We start from the raw sequence: 16957 nt of genomic DNA, 5'->3' as shown, positions 1-16957 counted from the left end.
GGATATTTTGTTGCGCAAAGCAAAAATTGGCAATCTCTACGCACTGGCCTTGGCCGGCTCCATATCCTGAAACGCGGCAAGCGCCGCCTTCAGCGCGTCCGGACCGCCCGCCACCGTCTGCGGCGGCGGCGAGAAGCCGGCGGCGAGCATCTTGCGGCCGAGCATGTGGTCGCCGGGGCGGTTGACGGATTCGATGCCGAGCAGCCGGTTGCCGGCATAGTGGTAGATCGAGAACTTGTTCTCGGCCGGCTCGCCCAGCACGACATGATGATCGCCGCCTTGCGTCAACCCGACCATCTGCAGCTTCATGTCGCCGATATCGGACCAGAACCACGGCACCGCCGAGAAGGGCTCGGCATGGCCGAGGACGGTGCGTGCGGCAAGCCGCGCCTGGTCGGTGGCGTTCTGCACCGATTCCAGCCGCACGTCGCCGCCGGTGAACCAGTGCCGGTAGGAGGCGGCGTCGCCGATGGCGAGGATTTCCGGGATCGAGCTTAGCATATGCTGGTCGACGCGGATGCCGTTGCCTACAGCCAGGCCGGCGGCCTCCGCCAGTTCGACATTAGGCACCACGCCGATGCCGATGATCACCATTTGCGCAGGCAGGCGCTCGCCGCTTGACGTGATGGCAGCCGAAACGCGGCCGTTGTCGCCCTCCAGATGGGCGACTGTGGCGCCGGTCAGGATGCGCACGCCGATCGCCTCCAGGCGCTGGCGCACATGCGCGGCGATAATTGGCGCGACGGCGCGGCCGAGCAGCCGGTCGACGGCCTCGATGACCATGACGTTGCGGCCGGCGGCCCTGAGCGTCGCCGCGATCTCGAGGCCGATGAAGCCGCCGCCGAGAATGACCACGTCCTCGGTTTGCGCGCTGAGCTCGCGGATCGCCCGCGCGTCGGCCAGCGAGCGCAGCGAGACCACGCCGGCGAGATCGGTGCCGTCGAGCTTGAGCAGACGCGGCCGCGAGCCGGTCGCAAGGATCAGCCGGTCGAAGGCAAGTTTGCCGCCGCCTGCCACGTCCAGCCGGCGCGCGCCGGCATCGATACCCTCGATGCGCACGCCCGGCCGATAGTCGATGGTGTTGCCGGTATAGAAGGCCTCGCCGCGCAAGGGCTGCGGCTTGGCCTCGGCGTCCTTGATGAAGGTCTTGGACAGCGGCGGCTTGTGATAGGGCAGTTCCTTCTCGTCGCCGACCAGGACGACAGGCCCTTCATAGCCTTCCTCGCGCAGGCTTGCGGCTGCCTGCACGCCGGCATGGCCCGCACCGACAATCACAACCCCGTTCGTCATCGCAATCCTTTTTCGTCTTAGAATCTAGGCTCTTGCGCCAGGTGGCGATTGTCTGCCGCCGCCGCAAATGCAGGCGTCCGGGTCGCACCCAGAACGGCCGTCTGTCAATCCGGATGTCGCGGCGTTGCCCGGTTAAACTTGATATTTACAGTTTAGAATAATTCTAAACTGTTGTTTCAATTGAATTTTTCCCGTCATACCAGTTGACTCCCGGGCTCTCCGTCGCTTTATGGAGAGCTGCGCGCCAAGCGCATCCCTTTGATGTTTGGGCCTTGAACCCTTTCGATTGGAGGCAAGTGGGTGTCTTTTTATCGCGAACCGCGCATCGACGCGGCCACCATTTTTCCCGGCATGCTTATGCCTCGGCGCGGGTGGGCGCCTTTTGTTGAATTTCCAAGGAACTGGAGAAGGATAATGACGGCACGTAACGGCGGCAGGCTGGCTGCGATCTGCGCCACGGCTGCATTGACGGCGGCGGTGTTCGTGTTGCCGGCGAAAGCCGGGACCGACGCGAAAGCGGTGATCAAGACCTATGCCGACATCGCTTTAGCCAAATACGAGGATTCGCTGACCACCGCGCAGGCGCTGGACAAGGCCGTCGATGCGCTGATCGCCACGCCGTCGGCCGACACGCTGAACGCCGCGCGTGAAGCCTGGAAGGCGGCGCGCATTCCTTACCAGCAGACCGAGGTCTACCGCTTCGGCAACAAGATCGTCGACGACTGGGAAGGCAAGGTGAATTCCTGGCCGCTGGATGAAGGCCTGATCGACTATGTCGCCAAGAGCTACGGCACCGAGTCGGACGAAAACGCGCTCTATACGGCCAACGTCATCGCAAACAAGGAGATCGAGATCAACGGCAAGAAGGTCGACGCCTCGAAGCTGACGCCGGAATTCCTGTCCGGCACGCTGCAGGAGGCCGGCGGCGTCGAAGCCAATGTCGCGACCGGCTATCACGCCATCGAATTCCTGCTCTGGGGCCAGGATCTGCACGGCACCGGGCCAGGCGCGGGCGAGCGTCCCTATACGGACTACGACCTGAAGAATTGCAGCAACGGCAATTGCGACCGCCGCGCCGAATATCTGAAGTCGGCCAGCGACCTTCTGGTGTCCGACCTGCAGGAGATGGTCGACAACTGGAAGCAAGACGGCGCCGCGCGCAAGACCCTGACCGACGGCGAGGCGAATGCCGGCATCTCCACCATCTTCACCGGCATGGGCTCGCTCTCCTATGGCGAGCTCGCCGGCGAGCGCATGAAGCTCGGCCTCTTGCTGCACGATCCGGAGGAGGAGCACGACTGCTTCTCCGACAACACCTATATCTCGCATCTCTATGACGCGGTCGGCATCCGCGACGCCTACCATGCCAGCTACAAGCGGCTGGACGGCTCCGTGATTTCGGGTCCTTCGGTGTCCGACATGGTGAAGGCCGCCGATCCGGCGATCGACAAGGAGCTGTCGGGCAAGCTCGACACCACCGTCGCCAGGATGGAGGCGATCAAGGAGCGCGCGCTTGCCGGCGAGGCCTATGACCAGCAGATCGCCGAAGGCAACACCGAAGGCAACGCCACCGTGCAGGCGGCAATCGACGCGTTGATCGACCAGACCAAGTCGGTCGAGCGCGCCGTCGGCTCGCTCAAGCTGAACCAGATCGCTTTCGAGGGCTCCGACAGTCTCGACGCGCCCGACAAGGTGTTCAAGTAAGCCCAGGGCATGATTCCAAAAAGTGGAAGCCGGTTTTTGGACAAGATCATGCCCAACTAAGAAACCAGCCAAGCGGCGCCGGACCGGCGCCGTCAGCCAGAGCGAATAAATGCTGATCTGCCATTGCAACATCATCACCGAGAAGGAGATCGAGCAGACGATCGCCGGCCTGCTGGATGAGGATCCCTGGCAGTTGATCGTGCCCGCGAAGGTCTATCACGCGATGCGCAAGCGCGGTCGCTGTTGCGGCTGTTTCCCAAATGTGGTGGAAACGATCATTCGGGTCACCGAGAACTACCACGCCCGCTCAGAGGTGGGGGACGTGGACATCGTTTCACACCTGGATCGCGTGAGAGGCTTGCGCGTCCAATACGGGAGCAGAACCCATGAAAGGCGAACCGCAGGTCATCGAGCGGCTTAACGAAGCCCTGTTTCTGGAGCTTGGAGCCGTCAACCAGTACTGGGTGCATTATCGTCTGCTCGAGGACTGGGGCTACACCAAGCTCGCCAAGAAGGAGCGGGCGGAATCGATCGAGGAAATGCATCACGCCGACCGGCTGATCGCGCGCATCATCTTCCTCGAAGGCCACCCGAACCTGCAGTCCGTCGCGCCGCTGCGCATCGGCCAGAACGTCAAGGAAGTGCTCGAATCCGATCTGGCCGGCGAATATGACGCGCGCACAGCCTACAAGCGCTCGCGCGAGATCTGCCACGACGAAGGCGACTTCGTCTCGATGAAGCTGTTCGAGGACCTATTGACCGACGAGGAGGGACACATCGACTTCCTGGAGACGCAGCTCGACCTGCTGGCCTCGATCGGCGAGGAAAAGTACGGCCAGCTCAACGCCGACTCGGCCAACGAGGCGGAGTAAGGACATGCGGGAATGCGGCGCCCGGTAGATTTTTCGCGCCGCTCGCGGCGGGCCGCAATTCACGGCCTGCCGCTTCAGAAGACCCGGCGATACCTGCGCGGGGCATTGCTTTTGCTGGCGATCATGCTTTCTGTGCCAGCTGTGGCCGACGAGCCGGCTGCCTTGCCGACGAGCCGCGCCGACCTGACGCCGAAGGATCAGGCGCGGGTGCTGGCGGTCACCAAGCCAACGGCCGATTTCACCAGGCCCGAGCCATTCGAGCTGATGCAGGGCGGCGCCGGCACGTCGCGCAAGGACATCAACCGCGATGCCTTCTCGCAATCCTCCGCCAACATCACCTTTGAGGAAGAGGGAACCTTCAAGCTCGGCAACGCGCTTTTCCGCAAGAACTGGGTGTCGTCGCCGTCTTCGACCCAGGCTTCGGATGGCCTCGGGCCGCTGTTCAACGAGCGCGCCTGCCAGAACTGCCATCTGAAGGATGGCCGTGGCCGCCCGCCGGAAGGTGATGCCGGCTCGACATCGATGTTCCTTCGGCTCGCGCGTGACGCCGGCAGCGCTCAGGAAAAGGCCGCGCTTGCCGAACACAAGCTGCTGAACTTCCCCGATCCGGTCTACGGCGCGCAACTGCAGGATCTGGCAGTTCCCGGGCTCAAGGGCGAAGGCCGTCTACGCGTCGAGTGCTCCGAGGAGAACGTGACGCTCGGCGACGGCACCGCCGTTTTGCTGCGCAAGCCAAGCTATTCCGTGGAAAATCTCGGCTACGGCCCGCTCGATCCACGCACCACGCTGTCGCCGCGCCTGACGCCGCCGATGATCGGCCTCGGCCTGATCGAACAGATCGCGCCCGCCGATATCCTCGCTCATGCCGACCCGGACGACCGCGACGGCGACGGCATTTCGGGCAGGCCCAACATCGTGCGCGATGAGTTGAGCGGCGCGGCGACCTTGGGCCGCTTCGGCTGGAAGGCGCAGACCGCCTCGATCCGCCAGCAGGCGGCCGACGCCTTTGCCGGCGATATCGGCATCTCGACGCCGGAAATGCCGAAGCATTGGGGCGATTGCACAGAAGCGCAGAAGGATTGCCTTGCCATGCCGAACGGGGTGCAGCAGCGCCTCGGCACGGCCGAGGCGCCGCCGCCGGTGATGGACCTCGTCACCTTCTATTCTCAGAACCTCGCCGTGCCGGCGCGGCGCGATCTCGACAGGCCTGACGTGCTTGCCGGCAAGAAGCAGTTCTACGGGATGGGCTGCATTTCCTGCCACACGCCGAAATTCGTCACCATGCGCGGCACGCCCAACAAAGCGCAGGCCTTCCAGCTGGTCTGGCCTTACTCCGACTTCCTGCTGCACGACATGGGCGAGGGCCTCGCCGACGGGCAGCGGGTCGGCGAAGCGAGCGGCGCCGAGTGGCGCACCCCGCCGCTCTGGGGTATCGGGCTCACCGCGACAGTCAACGGCAATGCTTTTTATCTGCACGACGGCCGCGCCCGCACGCTTGCCGAGGCGATCCTGTGGCATGGCGGCGAGGGCCAGAAGGCGCGCGACCGCTTTGCCGGTGCCGCCGCAGCCGATCGTGACGCGCTGATCAAATTCCTGGAGTCGCTGTGATGTCGAAACGCCTGGCCCTCGCTCTTCCGCTTCTTTTGGCCGCCGTGCTGCCGGCTTCGGCCGCGGTCAAGGCCTCCGATGTCATCGGCCGCGCGATCGACGGTTTCGTCCGCCCGGCCTATGCCAGCCTCGACGAACATGCGGCGGGCCTGGCCAAGACGATGCACCAGCTTTGCGAAACGCCTTCCGAACAAAATCTCGAAGCGGCGCGCTCGGTGTTTTCCGGTACGGTCGAGGCCTGGTCGGTGGCCGAGATCATCGCCTTCGGGCCGGTCAAGGAAAACAACCGGCTGGAGCGCATGCTCTATTGGCCGGACCGCAAGAGCATCGGCCTGCGGCAGGTGCAGTCGACGCTTGCCGCAAAAGATCCGTCAGCCGCCGATCCAGCGCAGCTGGCGCAAAAAAGCGTTGCCATGCAGGGACTTGGCGCGCTCGAATATGTGCTCTACGGCGATGGCGCCGAAATGCTCGCCAGGAAGGATGATCCCTACCGCTGCGCTTATGGGGCAGCGGTCGCCGGCAACATCGAAGCGATCTCCGGCGAGGTCCGCGATGCCTGGAACAAGCCCGACGGTTTCGCCTCGCTCTGGGCCAATCCCGGCCCGAAAAACCCGCTCTACCGCGACGGCAACGAGGCGGTGACCGAACTCGTCGGCGTCTTCATCAACGAGCTGGACATGATCCGTGACGTGCGGCTCAAGGGCTTTCTCGGCGCCAAGCCCGATGCCGACAAGCCGAAGCAGGCGATCTACTGGCGCTCGCGCAACACGACGGCCTCGCTAGCAGCAAACCTGTCCGGCATCGACGAGCTGTTCCGGGCCTCCAGGCTCGGCGACGCGCTGCCCACCGACGCGCGATGGATGGCCGAGTCCATCCACATCCAGCTCGCCAATGGCGTGACCACCGCGAAATCCGTCGGCCGCCCGATCGACAAGGCGCTCGCCGATCCGTCGCTGCGCGACAAGCTCGAGCACTTCGCGCTGATAACGTCGAGCCTGTCGACCTTGATCGGCACCAGGATGACCGCCGAGTTCGGTCTGACCGCCGGCTTTTCATCGCTGGACGGGGATTGATACCATGAGAACGGCCCTCATAGACCGCCGCGATTTCCTGCGGGCCGCAGGCGCCAGCTTCGCCGCCGTCATGGCGCCGCGCGCCTGGGCCGAGACGCTGGCGGCGGACGCGGTGTTTGCCACGGCTTTCGTCAAGCGCGACGGCAGCTTCGGCGCCGCCGTGCTCTCCGAGGCCGGCAAGATCCTGCATGCGGTCGATCTGCCGGACCGCGGCCATGACGTCACTTTCGATCCGGTGTCGAAACGCTCGGTCGTCTTTGCCCGGCAGCCCGGCACTTTCGCTGTCGTCTTCGACCATACCGGCCGCGACAAGCCTCTGACCATCGCCAGTATCGCCGGCCGGCATTTCTTCGGCCATGGCGTGTTCTCGCCCGATGGCGGCCTGCTCTATGCGACCGAGAACGATTTCGACAACGCCGCCGGCGTCGTCGGCATATATGACGCGCGGGCGAAATTCAGCCGCATCGGCGAGTTCCCGACCTACGGCATGGGGCCGCACGAGCTGCTCCTGCTCGGCGACGGCCGAACACTTGCCATCGCCAATGGCGGCATCGAAACCCATCCCGACTATGGCCGCGCCGAGCTCAACATCGCCACGATGAAGCCATCCTATACGCTGGTCGACCGCACTAGCGGCGACCTGATCGAAAAGCACGAATTGCCGGCGGCGCTGCATCAGCTGTCCATCCGCCACATGGATCGCGACCAGGCGGGCACCGTCTGGTTCGGCTGCCAGTATCGCGGACCGGCAACCGATCGCCCGGCGCTGGTCGGCCGCGCGGCGCGCGGCAAGGAGCTCGAGCTCATGGAGATGCCGCAGGACGTGCTCTCCGGCTTCCGCAATTATATCGGTTCCGTCGCCGCGAATGCCGCGACAGGCACGGTCGCCGTCACTTCGCCCGAGGGAAACTCGCTGGCCGTCATCGATGCCGCCAGCGGGCGTGTGGTTGCGACCAGGTCCCTGGTCGAGGTTTGCGGCCTTGCGCCTGACGGCGCCGGCTTCATGGCAACGACGGGCGCCGGCGAGATCGTCGGCGGCGCCGGCGCGACACGTTCCGAGCCGGACTATGTCTGGGACAACCACATGCTGCGCATCGCGGCCTCGGCCTGACAGCCGGCGAGGTGGCCCTTGGTGTCAATCGGAAGCAAAGCCGCTTAACATTTCTCTACCCTGGCCCTTGCGGTGGCCGCCTATGCCGGGCAGAGGGAATTGTGTTTCGATCCAGTTCTTTAACCGGCCAATTGAAGCTGCCTGAATGAAGCCGACCCCTATGAAGGTGCTCGCCATTGATTGCGCCGCCAACCTCTGTGCCGCCTGCGTCTATGATGCAGGCGCTGCGAAGGAGCTTGGCCGCGAGGTGCGCGATCTCGGCAAGGGGCATGCCGAGCATCTGATGGCCGTCATCGAGACGGCCCTGCGAGCCGGCGGGATCGGCTACCGCGATCTCAACGCTGTTGCCGTCTCGATCGGCCCCGGCTCCTTCACCGGCCTGCGCGTCGGCGTCTCGACGGCGCGCGGTCTGGCGCTGGCGCTGAAGATCCCGGTGATCGGCGTGACGACGCTGGAAGCTCTGGCGGCGGAGGGTGCGGAAATTTTCCCCAGGCGCGCGGTGCTTGCCGCGCTCGATGCCGGCCGCGAGGAAATCCATGCGGCGCTCTATGATAAAGCGTTAGTCGAAACTTACGGACCTTCGGTAGTCACGCTCTCCGAAGCGACGACCATGGCCATCGGCACCGAAGCGGTCCTTGTCGGGACGGCTGCGCCGCAGATCGGCACGGCGGCCGGTCGTCCCTTCGACACGGGTCCGGTCGCCGCCACCGCCGACATTGCGACCTACGCCAGGCTGGCCTCGGCCAGGGAGCCGGGTGAGAAGCCGAAGCCGCTCTACCTGCGCGGCGCCGACGCCAAGCCGCAGGCGGGCTTCATTCTTCCAAGACAGGGCCATGATCCCAAAGGTCGCAAGGGAGACCATGATCCCAAAAAGCGGGACTTAGGTTTTGGGAAAGATCATGGTCCAAAGGGAAAAGTCTCCTGATGCGCATTCCGTTCTTTCGACCGCGCCGCAGGGACTATGCGCTGGAACCGCTGACGGTTGCCGACAGCGCCGCTGTTTCGGCGCTGCATCGCGAGGATTTCGTGCGGCCCTGGACCGATGGCGAGTTCGCCGCCCTCCTCGAGCAGGACACGGTGTTCGGCTATGCGGCGCGGGAAACGGGTCAAGGCGCCAAGCCGCCGGTCGGCTTCGTCCTGGCGCGGCTCGCGGCCGGCGAGGGCGAGATCCTGACCGTGGCCGTCGCCCGTTCGCATCGCCGCCAGGGCCTCGGCTGGCAGTTGATGGATGCGGTGCTGCGCGAACTTCATGCGCAGCGCGCGGAAGCGCTGTTCCTCGAGGTCGACGAGACCAATGCGCCAGCGATCGGGCTTTACCGCAGGCTTGGCTTCCGCCAGGTCGGCCATCGGCCGAACTATTATCGCTCCACCGAGCACGGTCCGACCGGCGCGCTTGTCATGCGCCGCGATCTTCGCTAGCCAGACGGCGGGCCGAGGCGGAAGCGCATGATCAAGAAGTTGCGGATTTTCCTGGCGCTCGGTCTTGTCGTCGTCGGCTCGCTGGTTCTGGTGCCGCTGCAGATACTGTCGATGAAGACGGGGCTCTGGCCCGAAACTTTCATCCTGAAAATCTGGCACGGCATGATCCTTCGGGCGCTCGGCCTGCGGGTGCATGTGAAGGGCGCGTTGGCCAGGGAGCGCCCTCTGCTGGTGGCGGCCAACCACATTTCCTGGACCGACATCATGGTGCTCGGCTCCTTTGTCGATGTGAAGTTCATCGCCAGGGCCGATATAGAGGGCTGGCCGCTGATCGGCATGCTGTCGAAGCTGCAGCACACCGTCTTCATCGAGCGCGAGCGCAAGCGCACCTCCGGCGACCAGGCAAGCGAGATCGGCAGGCGAATGACCAAGGGCGATGCCATGGTGCTGTTCGCCGAAGGCTCGACCGGCGACGGCAATCTCATGCTGCCGTTCAAGAGCACCCTGTTCGGCGCGGCCTCGATGGCGATTTCGGAAGGCGCGGCGGACCAGGTCTTCATTCAGCCCGTGGCGATCGCCTATACTCGGTTGCACGGCATGCCGATGGGCCGGCGCCACCGCCCGATGGTCTGCTGGATTGGCGACCAGGATCTGATGCCGCATCTGAAGGGTCTGCTTGCCGAGGGCGCGATCGACGCCGAGGTGCATTTCGGCGAGCCGGTGCCGTTCTCCAAGGGCTCGAGCCGCAAGGAGACGGCTCGGCTGATGGAAGCCAAGGTGCACGAGATGATGCAGGCCATCCTCGCCGACCCGGCCAAGAGCCGGTGAGTCCGGGCTGCACGACGCGCTTCGGGCAGATTCGTCTGTTTTTTGTCACGGAAAGGCGCTAGAAGCCGCCCAATGGAATTGAACACGATCGAAAGCCACGGCATCGGCATTGCGGCCGAGCATTCGGCCGGCACTGGCCGGGCGGCGAAAAAGGTCTTCGTCAAGACCTATGGCTGCCAGATGAACGTCTACGATTCCCAGCGCATGACCGATGCGCTGGCCGCTGACGGCTATGTCGCCACCGACGCCATGGAAGACGCGGATCTGGTGCTGCTCAACACCTGCCATATCCGCGAAAAAGCGGCGGAAAAGGTCTATTCCGAGCTTGGCCGTATCCGCGACATGAAGGCTGAACGCGCCGAGGCCGGCCGCGAGCTTCTGATCGGTGTGGCCGGCTGCGTGGCGCAGGCCGAGGGCGCGGAGATCATCCGGCGCGCCCCGGCGGTCGATCTGGTGATCGGCCCGCAGACCTATCACCGGCTGCCCGACGTGCTGGCGAGAGTCCGTGGCGGCGAAAAGATCGTCGAGACCGAATACGCCATCGAGGACAAGTTCGAGCATCTGCCGCAGCCGAAGCGCGCCGAGATCGCCAGGCGCGGCGTCACCGCCTTCCTGACGGTGCAGGAAGGTTGCGACAAGTTCTGCACGTTCTGCGTGGTGCCCTATACGCGCGGCTCCGAGGTCTCGCGCCCGGTCGCGCAGATCGTCGCCGAGGCCGAGCGCCTTGCCGAAGCCGGCGTGCGCGAGGTGACGCTGCTCGGCCAGAACGTCAACGCCTGGCACGGCGTCGGCGAAAATGGCGAGGAATGGGGTCTCGGGCGCCTGCTGTTCCGGCTGGCGGAAATTCCCGGCCTGGCGCGGCTGCGCTACACCACCAGCCATCCGCGCGACATGGACGACGAACTGATCGCCGCGCATCGCGACTTGGCCGTTCTGATGCCCTATCTGCATCTGCCGGTGCAGTCCGGCTCCGACCGGATTTTGAAGGCGATGAACCGCAGGCATACGGCGCGCGACTATCTGGCGCTCATCGACCGCATCCGTGCCGCCCGCGCCGATATCGCCATGTCCGGCGACTTCATAGTCGGCTTCCCCGGGGAGACCGACGAGGATTTCGAGGCCACCATGAGACTGGTTCGCGAGGTGAACTACGCCTCGGCCTTTTCGTTCAAATATTCGCCGCGCCCCGGCACGCCGGGCGCCGAAATGGACGGCCATGTGCCGGAAGCGGTGAAGGACGAGCGGCTGCAGCGCCTGCAGGCGCTGCTGCTGAAGCAACAGCAGGATTTCGGCTTGAGTCTGGTCGGCAAGACCATCGGCACGCTGATTGAGAAGCCCGGTCGGCAGGCCGGCCAGAAAGTCGGCCGCTCGCCTTGGCTGCAGCCGGTTATTGTTGACGACAAGGCCGGCGGAATCGGTGACATTATCGACGTGCGAATCACAAGGACGGGCTACAATAGCCTGTTCGCCGAGTTGGCCTGATGCATGTCATGCATAGCCACAAGCCTCGGCAGATGAGGAGAGACGGTTGAGCGCTGCTGAACTGAAGAATTCGCCCCAGAACCAGGCGTCCGGGGCTTCCGACATGGCGCACATCGTACTGACCTTCGACAACAACAAGCTTGCCAGCGCCCTTTACGGTCAGTTCGACGAGAATTTGGCCCGGCTCGAACAGAAGCTCGGCGTCGATATCCGTTCGCGCGGCAACCAGCTTGCAATCAAGGGCTCGGCTTCGGCCGCCGAACAGGCGCGCCGCGCGCTGGATACGCTCTATGGCATCCTGCAGAAGGGCGTCGACATCGGCCAGTCGGATGTCGACGGCGCCGTTCGCATGGCGATCGCCGCCGACGATCAGCTGACGCTGCCCACCCTGGAGCGCAAGGGCAAGGTTTCGGCCGCCCAGATCTCGACGCGCAAGAAGACGATCTATGCCCGTTCGCTGACGCAGGACGCCTATATGCGGGCGCTGGAGCGTTCGGAAATGGTCTTCGGCATCGGTCCGGCCGGCACCGGCAAGACCTATCTGGCGGTGGCGCATGCGGCCATGCTGCTCGAACGCGGCATGGTCGAGCGCATCGTGCTGTCGCGCCCCGCCGTCGAGGCTGGCGAGCGGCTGGGCTTCCTGCCCGGCGACATGAAGGAGAAGGTCGATCCTTATCTCAGGCCCCTCTACGACGCGCTCTACGACATGATGCCGGCCGACAAGGTCGAGCGGGCGATCGCGGCCGAGGTCATCGAGATCGCGCCCTTGGCCTTCATGCGCGGCCGCACGCTGGCGCATGCCGCAGTGATCCTCGACGAGGCGCAGAACACCACGCCCATGCAGATGAAGATGTTCCTGACCCGTCTCGGCGAGAACTCGCGCATGATCGTCACCGGCGATCCGACCCAGATCGACCTGCCGCCCAACACCAAGTCGGGCCTGGTCGAGGCGCTGCGCATCCTCGACGGTGTGTCGGGCGTCGTCACGGTCCGCTTCAACGAGGGCGACGTGGTGCGGCATCCGCTGGTCGCCGAGATCGTCAAGGCCTATGACCGCGACGGCAAGCTCGCCAGGGGTCTCGGCACCGAGAGCTAGAGCATGATCTCGAACCGAAGGACCGCGCTAGCGAAAAGTGCGCCGCGGTTTTCGGGAAAGATCATGCTCAATCAAAAAAGAGCCCCATGGCTGAAAATCAGGAATCCAGCGGCGCAACGCCGGTCGACATCGATATTTTCGTCGAGGCCGGCGACTGGCCCACGCAGGCCGAACTGACACGCCTGGTCGATCAGGCGGTCGCGGCCGCCTTTGCCGAAACCGGCGCGGGCGGCGCCTCGGAGCTCAGCATCGTCTTTTCCGACGATGCCCACATCCAGACGCTCAACGCTGAGTGGCGTAGCAAGGACAAGCCCACCAACGTCTTGTCTTTCCCGGCTTTTTCGTTCCCGAAGGGCGGCAAGCTGCCGCCGATGCTGGGCGATATCGTGCTGGCTTCCGAGACGGTGGCGCGTGAGGCCGCACTGGAAGACAAGCCGATTGCGAACCATATCACCCATCTCGTTGTCCATGGCTTGCTGCATCTTTTGGGCCATGATCACGAGACCGAGGCCGAGGCCGAGGAGATGGAAGCGATCGAGCGCGCGGCGCTTGCGAGGCTTGCCATTCCCGATCCCTACGCGTAACAAAAAAGCTCAATTGACCTGATGGCGATGAACGATAAACCAGAAACTGCCGCCCGTCCGGACGCCGGCAGTGCTGCCAAGCCTTCCGAAAAGACGGAAGAGGGCTCCAGTCCGAGTAGTCCGACCGGCAGCGCGGCCGCGGAGCCGACGCATGCCGGTCCTTCCCTCTTCGACCGCGTGCTTGGCCTGTTCCGGCACCGCAACGGCACCAGCCTGCGCGAGGAGATCGCCGACGCGCTCGCAGAGACGACGAGCGATGTAGAATCCTTCTCGCCCGGCGAGCGCGCCATGCTCAACAACATCCTGCGCCTGCGCGAGGTGCGGGTTGAGGACGTCATGGTGCCGCGCGCCGACATCGAGGCGGTCGAGATCAACACCACGCTTGGCGATCTGCTCGGCCTGTTCGAACAATCCGGCCACTCGCGCATGCCGGTCTATGCCGAGACGCTCGACGATCCGCGCGGCATGGTCCATATCCGCGACGTGCTTGCCCACATCACCAAGGTCGCGCGCGTCAGGAAGGGCCGCGCCAGCCGCAAGACGCCGGCGACCACGGCGCTCGACCTTGCCCAGGTCGATCTGGCGCGCACCATCGGCGACCTCAACCTGATCCGGCCGGTGCTGTTCGTGCCGCCCTCCATGCTTGCCTCCGACCTGATGGGACGCATGCAGACGAACCGCACGCAGATGGCGCTGGTCATCGATGAATATGGCGGCACCGACGGCCTCGCCTCGCTGGAAGACATCGTCGAGATGGTCGTCGGCGACATCGAGGACGAGCACGACGACGACGAGCCGATGATCACCCAGACCGGCGATGGCGTGTTCGTCGTCGACGGCAAGGCCGAGATCGACGAGGTCGCCAAGATGATCGGCGGGGAATTCGCCGCCGGCGAGCATGGCGAATATGTGGACACCATCGGCGGCATGATCTTCAACACGCTCGGCCGCGTCCCGGCGCGAGGCGAAGTGGTGCAGGCCATTCCGGGCTTCGAATTCCACGTGCTCGACGCCGACCCGCGCCGCGTCAAGCGCGTGCGCATCGTCCAGAGCCAGAAGGGCGAGCGCCAGCGCCGCCGCGCCGCGCGCACCGAACAGGCGTGATATTACAGCCCGATGCCGGTGGACGACCCATTCAACCACGCCGTCCTTGGTTCCGGCGTCTTCTACAAGGATCCGCGCGCGGCACTGGCTTGGCTGCAGGCTGCCTTCGGCTTCGAGCCGAGTATGCTGGTGAGCGACGCCGACGGGCGGCTCGTCCATGCCGAAATGCGCTTTGGCGACGGCTATATCATCGTCGATTCCGAGTGGGATGGGCATATCGCCAGCCCGGCCTCTGTCGGCGGCAAGAACACGCAGTCGGTTTATGTCCGTTTGCAGCGAGACATCGACGCGCATTGCGAGAAAGCGCGCGCGGCAGGCGCGAAGATTGTCGAGGAACCCGCCGACCATTTCTATGGCGAGCGGCAATATCGTGCCCGCGACCCGGAAGGCCATATCTGGACATTCACCCAGACCGTGCGCGTGGTGCCCAGGGACGAGGCCGAGCAACTGAGCGGCCTGCGCATCGAGGGCTGGCACAGATAGCGCGGCCGTGAATCAGGCGGCGCTCATCTGGGTTTGGATCAGGCGGCGCGGCCTGTTAAATCTCTAGCTGCCTGATTCGCGCGACTTAGGAAGCTTGATGCAGCGCTTTACCGGCCGGATAATTCTGCTGTGGGGGTGGCGGCGGGCGCTGGTGGCCTTTGCCGCCGGAGCGCTGGCGGTTCTCGCCCAGGCGCCTTACGACTTTTTCGCCGTCTGTTTCGTTTCGTTCCCGGTCCTGGTCTGGCTGCTCGACGGCGCCACCGGCGAGGCGTCGGATGGCTGGCTCAGGCGCCTGCGGCCGGCCTTCGCTACCGGCTGGTGGTTCGGCTTCGGCTATTTCCTCGCCGGTCTCTGGTGGATCGGCCAGGCATTGTTGGTCGAGGCCGACAGCTTCGCCTGGGCCTTGCCCTTCGCCGTTGTCGGCATCCCCTTTGCGCTCGCCTTCTTCTATGGCCTTGCCGCCGTGGTGGCGCGGCTGTTCTGGAGTAGCGATATCGGCCGCATCGCCGCCCTTGCCTTCGGCTTCGGTCTTGCCGAATGGTTGCGCGACTTTGTCTTCACCGGCTTTCCCTGGAACGCCGTCGGCTACGCGGCGATGCCGGTGCCGCTGCTGATGCAGAGCGTGTCGGTGACCGGCATGATCGGCATGAACGCGCTCGCCGTCTTCCTGTTTTCCCTTCCTGCGCTGGTCGCGGCGCGCCGGCACCTGAGGCTGGGCGTTGCCCTGTTCGTCGTCCTCGTCGCCGCTGATGTCGGCTTCGGGTATTTCAGGCTCGCCGCCCGGGTCAAACCGGTGCGCTCGATCGATGTCCGCATCGTCCAGCCCGCGGTCGATCTCAGCGAAAAATGGGACGCTTCGGTGCGCGACCGCATCTTCGCAACTTTGCTGGGGATATCGGGGAAGGCGCCGGAAGAGGGCCACGCCAAGCCGCAGCTCATTCTGTGGCCGGAAACCTCGGTGCCGTTCCTGTTCACCGAGCGTCCAGACGCGCTGACGGCGCTGGGCGACATGCTGGCCGACGGCCAGATGCTGATTGCCGGTATCGTGCGCGAGGAGGGCGGATCGGCGAGTGCCGGCAGCCGCTATTACAATTCCGTAGTGGCGATCAACGACAAGGGCGAGATAGTCGATGCCGTCGACAAGGTGCATCTGGTGCCCTTCGGCGAGTATCTGCCCTTCGCCGACCTTTTCGAACGCCTCGGCATAGGCCAACTCGTTGCCGGACCGATGAATTTCGCCGCCGGCAACGAGCGTCATCCGATCGGCGTGCCGGGCGGCCTGCGTGCCGCGCCGTTCATCTGCTACGAGGTGATTTTTCCCGATCTCGTGGCCGTTGACGCCGCGTCATCCGACCTGATTGTGAACGTCACCAACGACGCCTGGTTTGGCGACACGCCAGGCCCGTATCAGCACTTCAGGCAGGCCCAGATTCGTGCGGTGGAGAATGGATTGCCTCTGTTGCGCGCGGCTAACAACGGCATCTCCGCAATTGTCGATTCGCGCGGGCGCATTGTCGATGCGCTTGCCGTCAACGCGCGCGGCGCCATCGACGCGCATGTGCCGGTTTCCGGCCACGCACTTCTGTCCGCCGACCAGCGGCGCATTAACGGATTGCTGATCATATTGGTGTTTGCGCTTGCCGCCTTCACATTGAATGTAAGGCAGCGGCTACGGGTGAATTGACAGTCGGCACATTAGAAACTCATACTGTAACGCCTAAAATTTTCTCGAAGTCGGTTGGAGGTTCTGTTGGGGCAGGTGGCTCCGGCTTCATATGGGCGGAACAAAATAGAAAAAGCCGGAAAAATTCGGCGAGGAAAAAATGACAGAAGAGAACAAGAAGAAGCCGAATCCGATCGATATCCATGTCGGGAGTCGCATCCGGCTGCGTCGCAATATGCTTGGAATGAGCCAGGAAAAGCTGGGCGAAAACCTCGGCATCACGTTTCAGCAGATCCAGAAGTATGAAAAGGGCACGAACAGGGTTGGCGCCAGTCGTCTGCAGGCGATCGCCTCCATCCTGAGCGTTCCCGTCGCCTTCTTCTTCGAGGACGCCCCGGGCGAGGGGGCCGTCGGCGGCAATCGGGGATTTGCCGAAGACTCCTCGATGGCGTTCGCCATCGAATTCTGCGGCAGTCCCGAGGGGCTTCAGCTCAACCGGGCTTTCGTCAAGATCGGCGATGTCAAAGTACGCCGCCGGATCATCGATCTGGTGAAAGCGCTCTCCACCGACGACGCCGATTGATTTTTACCTATGCCACTGGCGCCATGCCGCCGGTGGCATAGCCGGCTTTGCCTACAT

17 protein-coding genes are annotated in these 16957 nt (G+C 64.4%); 16 read left to right on the top strand and 1 reads right to left on the bottom strand.

Annotated features, from left to right (window positions below):
• Window positions 1-36: 36 nt before the first annotated feature.
• Window positions 37-1290, bottom strand: a complete 1254-nt coding sequence (locus YU3_RS0109010; protein ID WP_027165920.1) for an FAD-dependent oxidoreductase — start codon at window positions 1288-1290, stop codon at window positions 37-39.
• A gap of 414 nt (window positions 1291-1704) precedes the next feature.
• Here YU3_RS0109010 and YU3_RS0109005 point away from each other — a divergent pair, with 414 nt between their 5' ends.
• The 16 genes from YU3_RS0109005 (at window position 1705) to YU3_RS0108930 (ending at window position 16900) form a co-directional block, all read left to right on the top strand.
• A complete protein-coding gene (locus YU3_RS0109005) occupies window positions 1705-2994 on the top strand; it encodes an imelysin family protein (protein WP_027165919.1) in 1290 nt (429 codons plus the stop codon).
• 109 nt (window positions 2995-3103) lie between these two features.
• Window positions 3104-3415, top strand: a complete 312-nt coding sequence (locus tag YU3_RS0109000) for a (2Fe-2S)-binding protein (protein ID WP_027165918.1) — start codon at window positions 3104-3106, stop codon at window positions 3413-3415.
• On the top strand, window positions 3381-3866 hold the full coding sequence (bfr, locus tag YU3_RS0108995) for a bacterioferritin (protein ID WP_027165917.1): 486 nt from the start codon (window positions 3381-3383) through the stop codon (window positions 3864-3866). The genes YU3_RS0109000 and bfr overlap by 35 nt, the downstream gene beginning before the upstream one ends.
• A 12-nt stretch (window positions 3867-3878) precedes the next feature.
• Window positions 3879-5474 (top strand): di-heme oxidoredictase family protein, encoded by a 1596-nt coding sequence (locus YU3_RS0108990; protein ID WP_027165916.1) that lies wholly within the window; start codon window positions 3879-3881, stop codon window positions 5472-5474.
• Complete coding sequence (locus YU3_RS0108985; RefSeq protein WP_027165915.1) at window positions 5474-6547, top strand: imelysin family protein; 1074 nt, start codon at window positions 5474-5476, stop codon at window positions 6545-6547. Before YU3_RS0108990 ends, YU3_RS0108985 begins: the two co-directional genes overlap by 1 nt.
• A gap of 4 nt (window positions 6548-6551) precedes the next feature.
• Window positions 6552-7658 (top strand): DUF1513 domain-containing protein, encoded by a 1107-nt coding sequence (locus YU3_RS0108980; RefSeq protein ID WP_027165914.1) that lies wholly within the window; start codon window positions 6552-6554, stop codon window positions 7656-7658.
• 160 nt (window positions 7659-7818) lie between these two features.
• Window positions 7819-8583, top strand: coding sequence for a tRNA (adenosine(37)-N6)-threonylcarbamoyltransferase complex dimerization subunit type 1 TsaB (gene tsaB, locus YU3_RS36305; RefSeq protein ID WP_084508005.1), 765 nt, complete (start codon window positions 7819-7821; stop codon window positions 8581-8583).
• The gene (gene rimI, locus YU3_RS0108970) at window positions 8583-9077 is read left to right on the top strand and encodes a ribosomal protein S18-alanine N-acetyltransferase (RefSeq protein ID WP_027165913.1); all 495 of its coding nucleotides are present in this window, start codon (window positions 8583-8585) and stop codon (window positions 9075-9077) included. Before tsaB ends, rimI begins: the two co-directional genes overlap by 1 nt.
• Before the next feature lie 27 nt (window positions 9078-9104).
• Window positions 9105-9905: a lysophospholipid acyltransferase family protein gene (locus YU3_RS0108965; protein ID WP_027165912.1), complete on the top strand. Its 801-nt coding sequence runs from the start codon at window positions 9105-9107 to the stop codon at window positions 9903-9905.
• Window positions 9906-9977: 72 nt separating this feature from the next.
• Window positions 9978-11387: a tRNA (N6-isopentenyl adenosine(37)-C2)-methylthiotransferase MiaB gene (miaB, locus tag YU3_RS0108960; protein WP_027165911.1), complete on the top strand. Its 1410-nt coding sequence runs from the start codon at window positions 9978-9980 to the stop codon at window positions 11385-11387.
• A 103-nt stretch (window positions 11388-11490) separates the two neighbouring features.
• Window positions 11491-12483 (top strand): PhoH family protein, encoded by a 993-nt coding sequence (locus tag YU3_RS0108955; protein WP_245273473.1) that lies wholly within the window; start codon window positions 11491-11493, stop codon window positions 12481-12483.
• An 86-nt stretch (window positions 12484-12569) separates the two neighbouring features.
• The gene (gene ybeY / locus YU3_RS0108950) at window positions 12570-13067 is read left to right on the top strand and encodes an rRNA maturation RNase YbeY (protein WP_027165909.1); all 498 of its coding nucleotides are present in this window, start codon (window positions 12570-12572) and stop codon (window positions 13065-13067) included.
• Between the two features lie 27 nt (window positions 13068-13094).
• Window positions 13095-14171 carry a hemolysin family protein gene (locus YU3_RS0108945; protein ID WP_027165908.1) on the top strand — a complete coding sequence of 359 codons (1077 nt, stop codon included), beginning with the start codon at window positions 13095-13097 and terminating at the stop codon, window positions 14169-14171.
• Between the two features lie 12 nt (window positions 14172-14183).
• The gene (locus YU3_RS0108940; protein WP_036258186.1) at window positions 14184-14654 is read left to right on the top strand and encodes a VOC family protein; all 471 of its coding nucleotides are present in this window, start codon (window positions 14184-14186) and stop codon (window positions 14652-14654) included.
• Between the two features lie 97 nt (window positions 14655-14751).
• Window positions 14752-16338, top strand: a complete 1587-nt coding sequence (gene lnt / locus YU3_RS0108935) for an apolipoprotein N-acyltransferase (RefSeq protein ID WP_027165906.1) — start codon at window positions 14752-14754, stop codon at window positions 16336-16338.
• A 139-nt stretch (window positions 16339-16477) separates the two neighbouring features.
• Window positions 16478-16900, top strand: coding sequence for a helix-turn-helix transcriptional regulator (locus YU3_RS0108930; protein ID WP_027165905.1), 423 nt, complete (start codon window positions 16478-16480; stop codon window positions 16898-16900).
• Window positions 16901-16957: the final 57 nt, after the last annotated feature.

Origin of the sequence: Mesorhizobium sp. WSM3224 (genome assembly GCF_000427725.1) — a bacterium.
Taxonomy (GTDB): Bacteria; Pseudomonadota; Alphaproteobacteria; order Rhizobiales; family Rhizobiaceae; genus Mesorhizobium.
The sequence above is the reverse complement of the archived record's forward strand: the minus strand, read 5'-3'. Positions and strand labels throughout refer to the sequence as shown.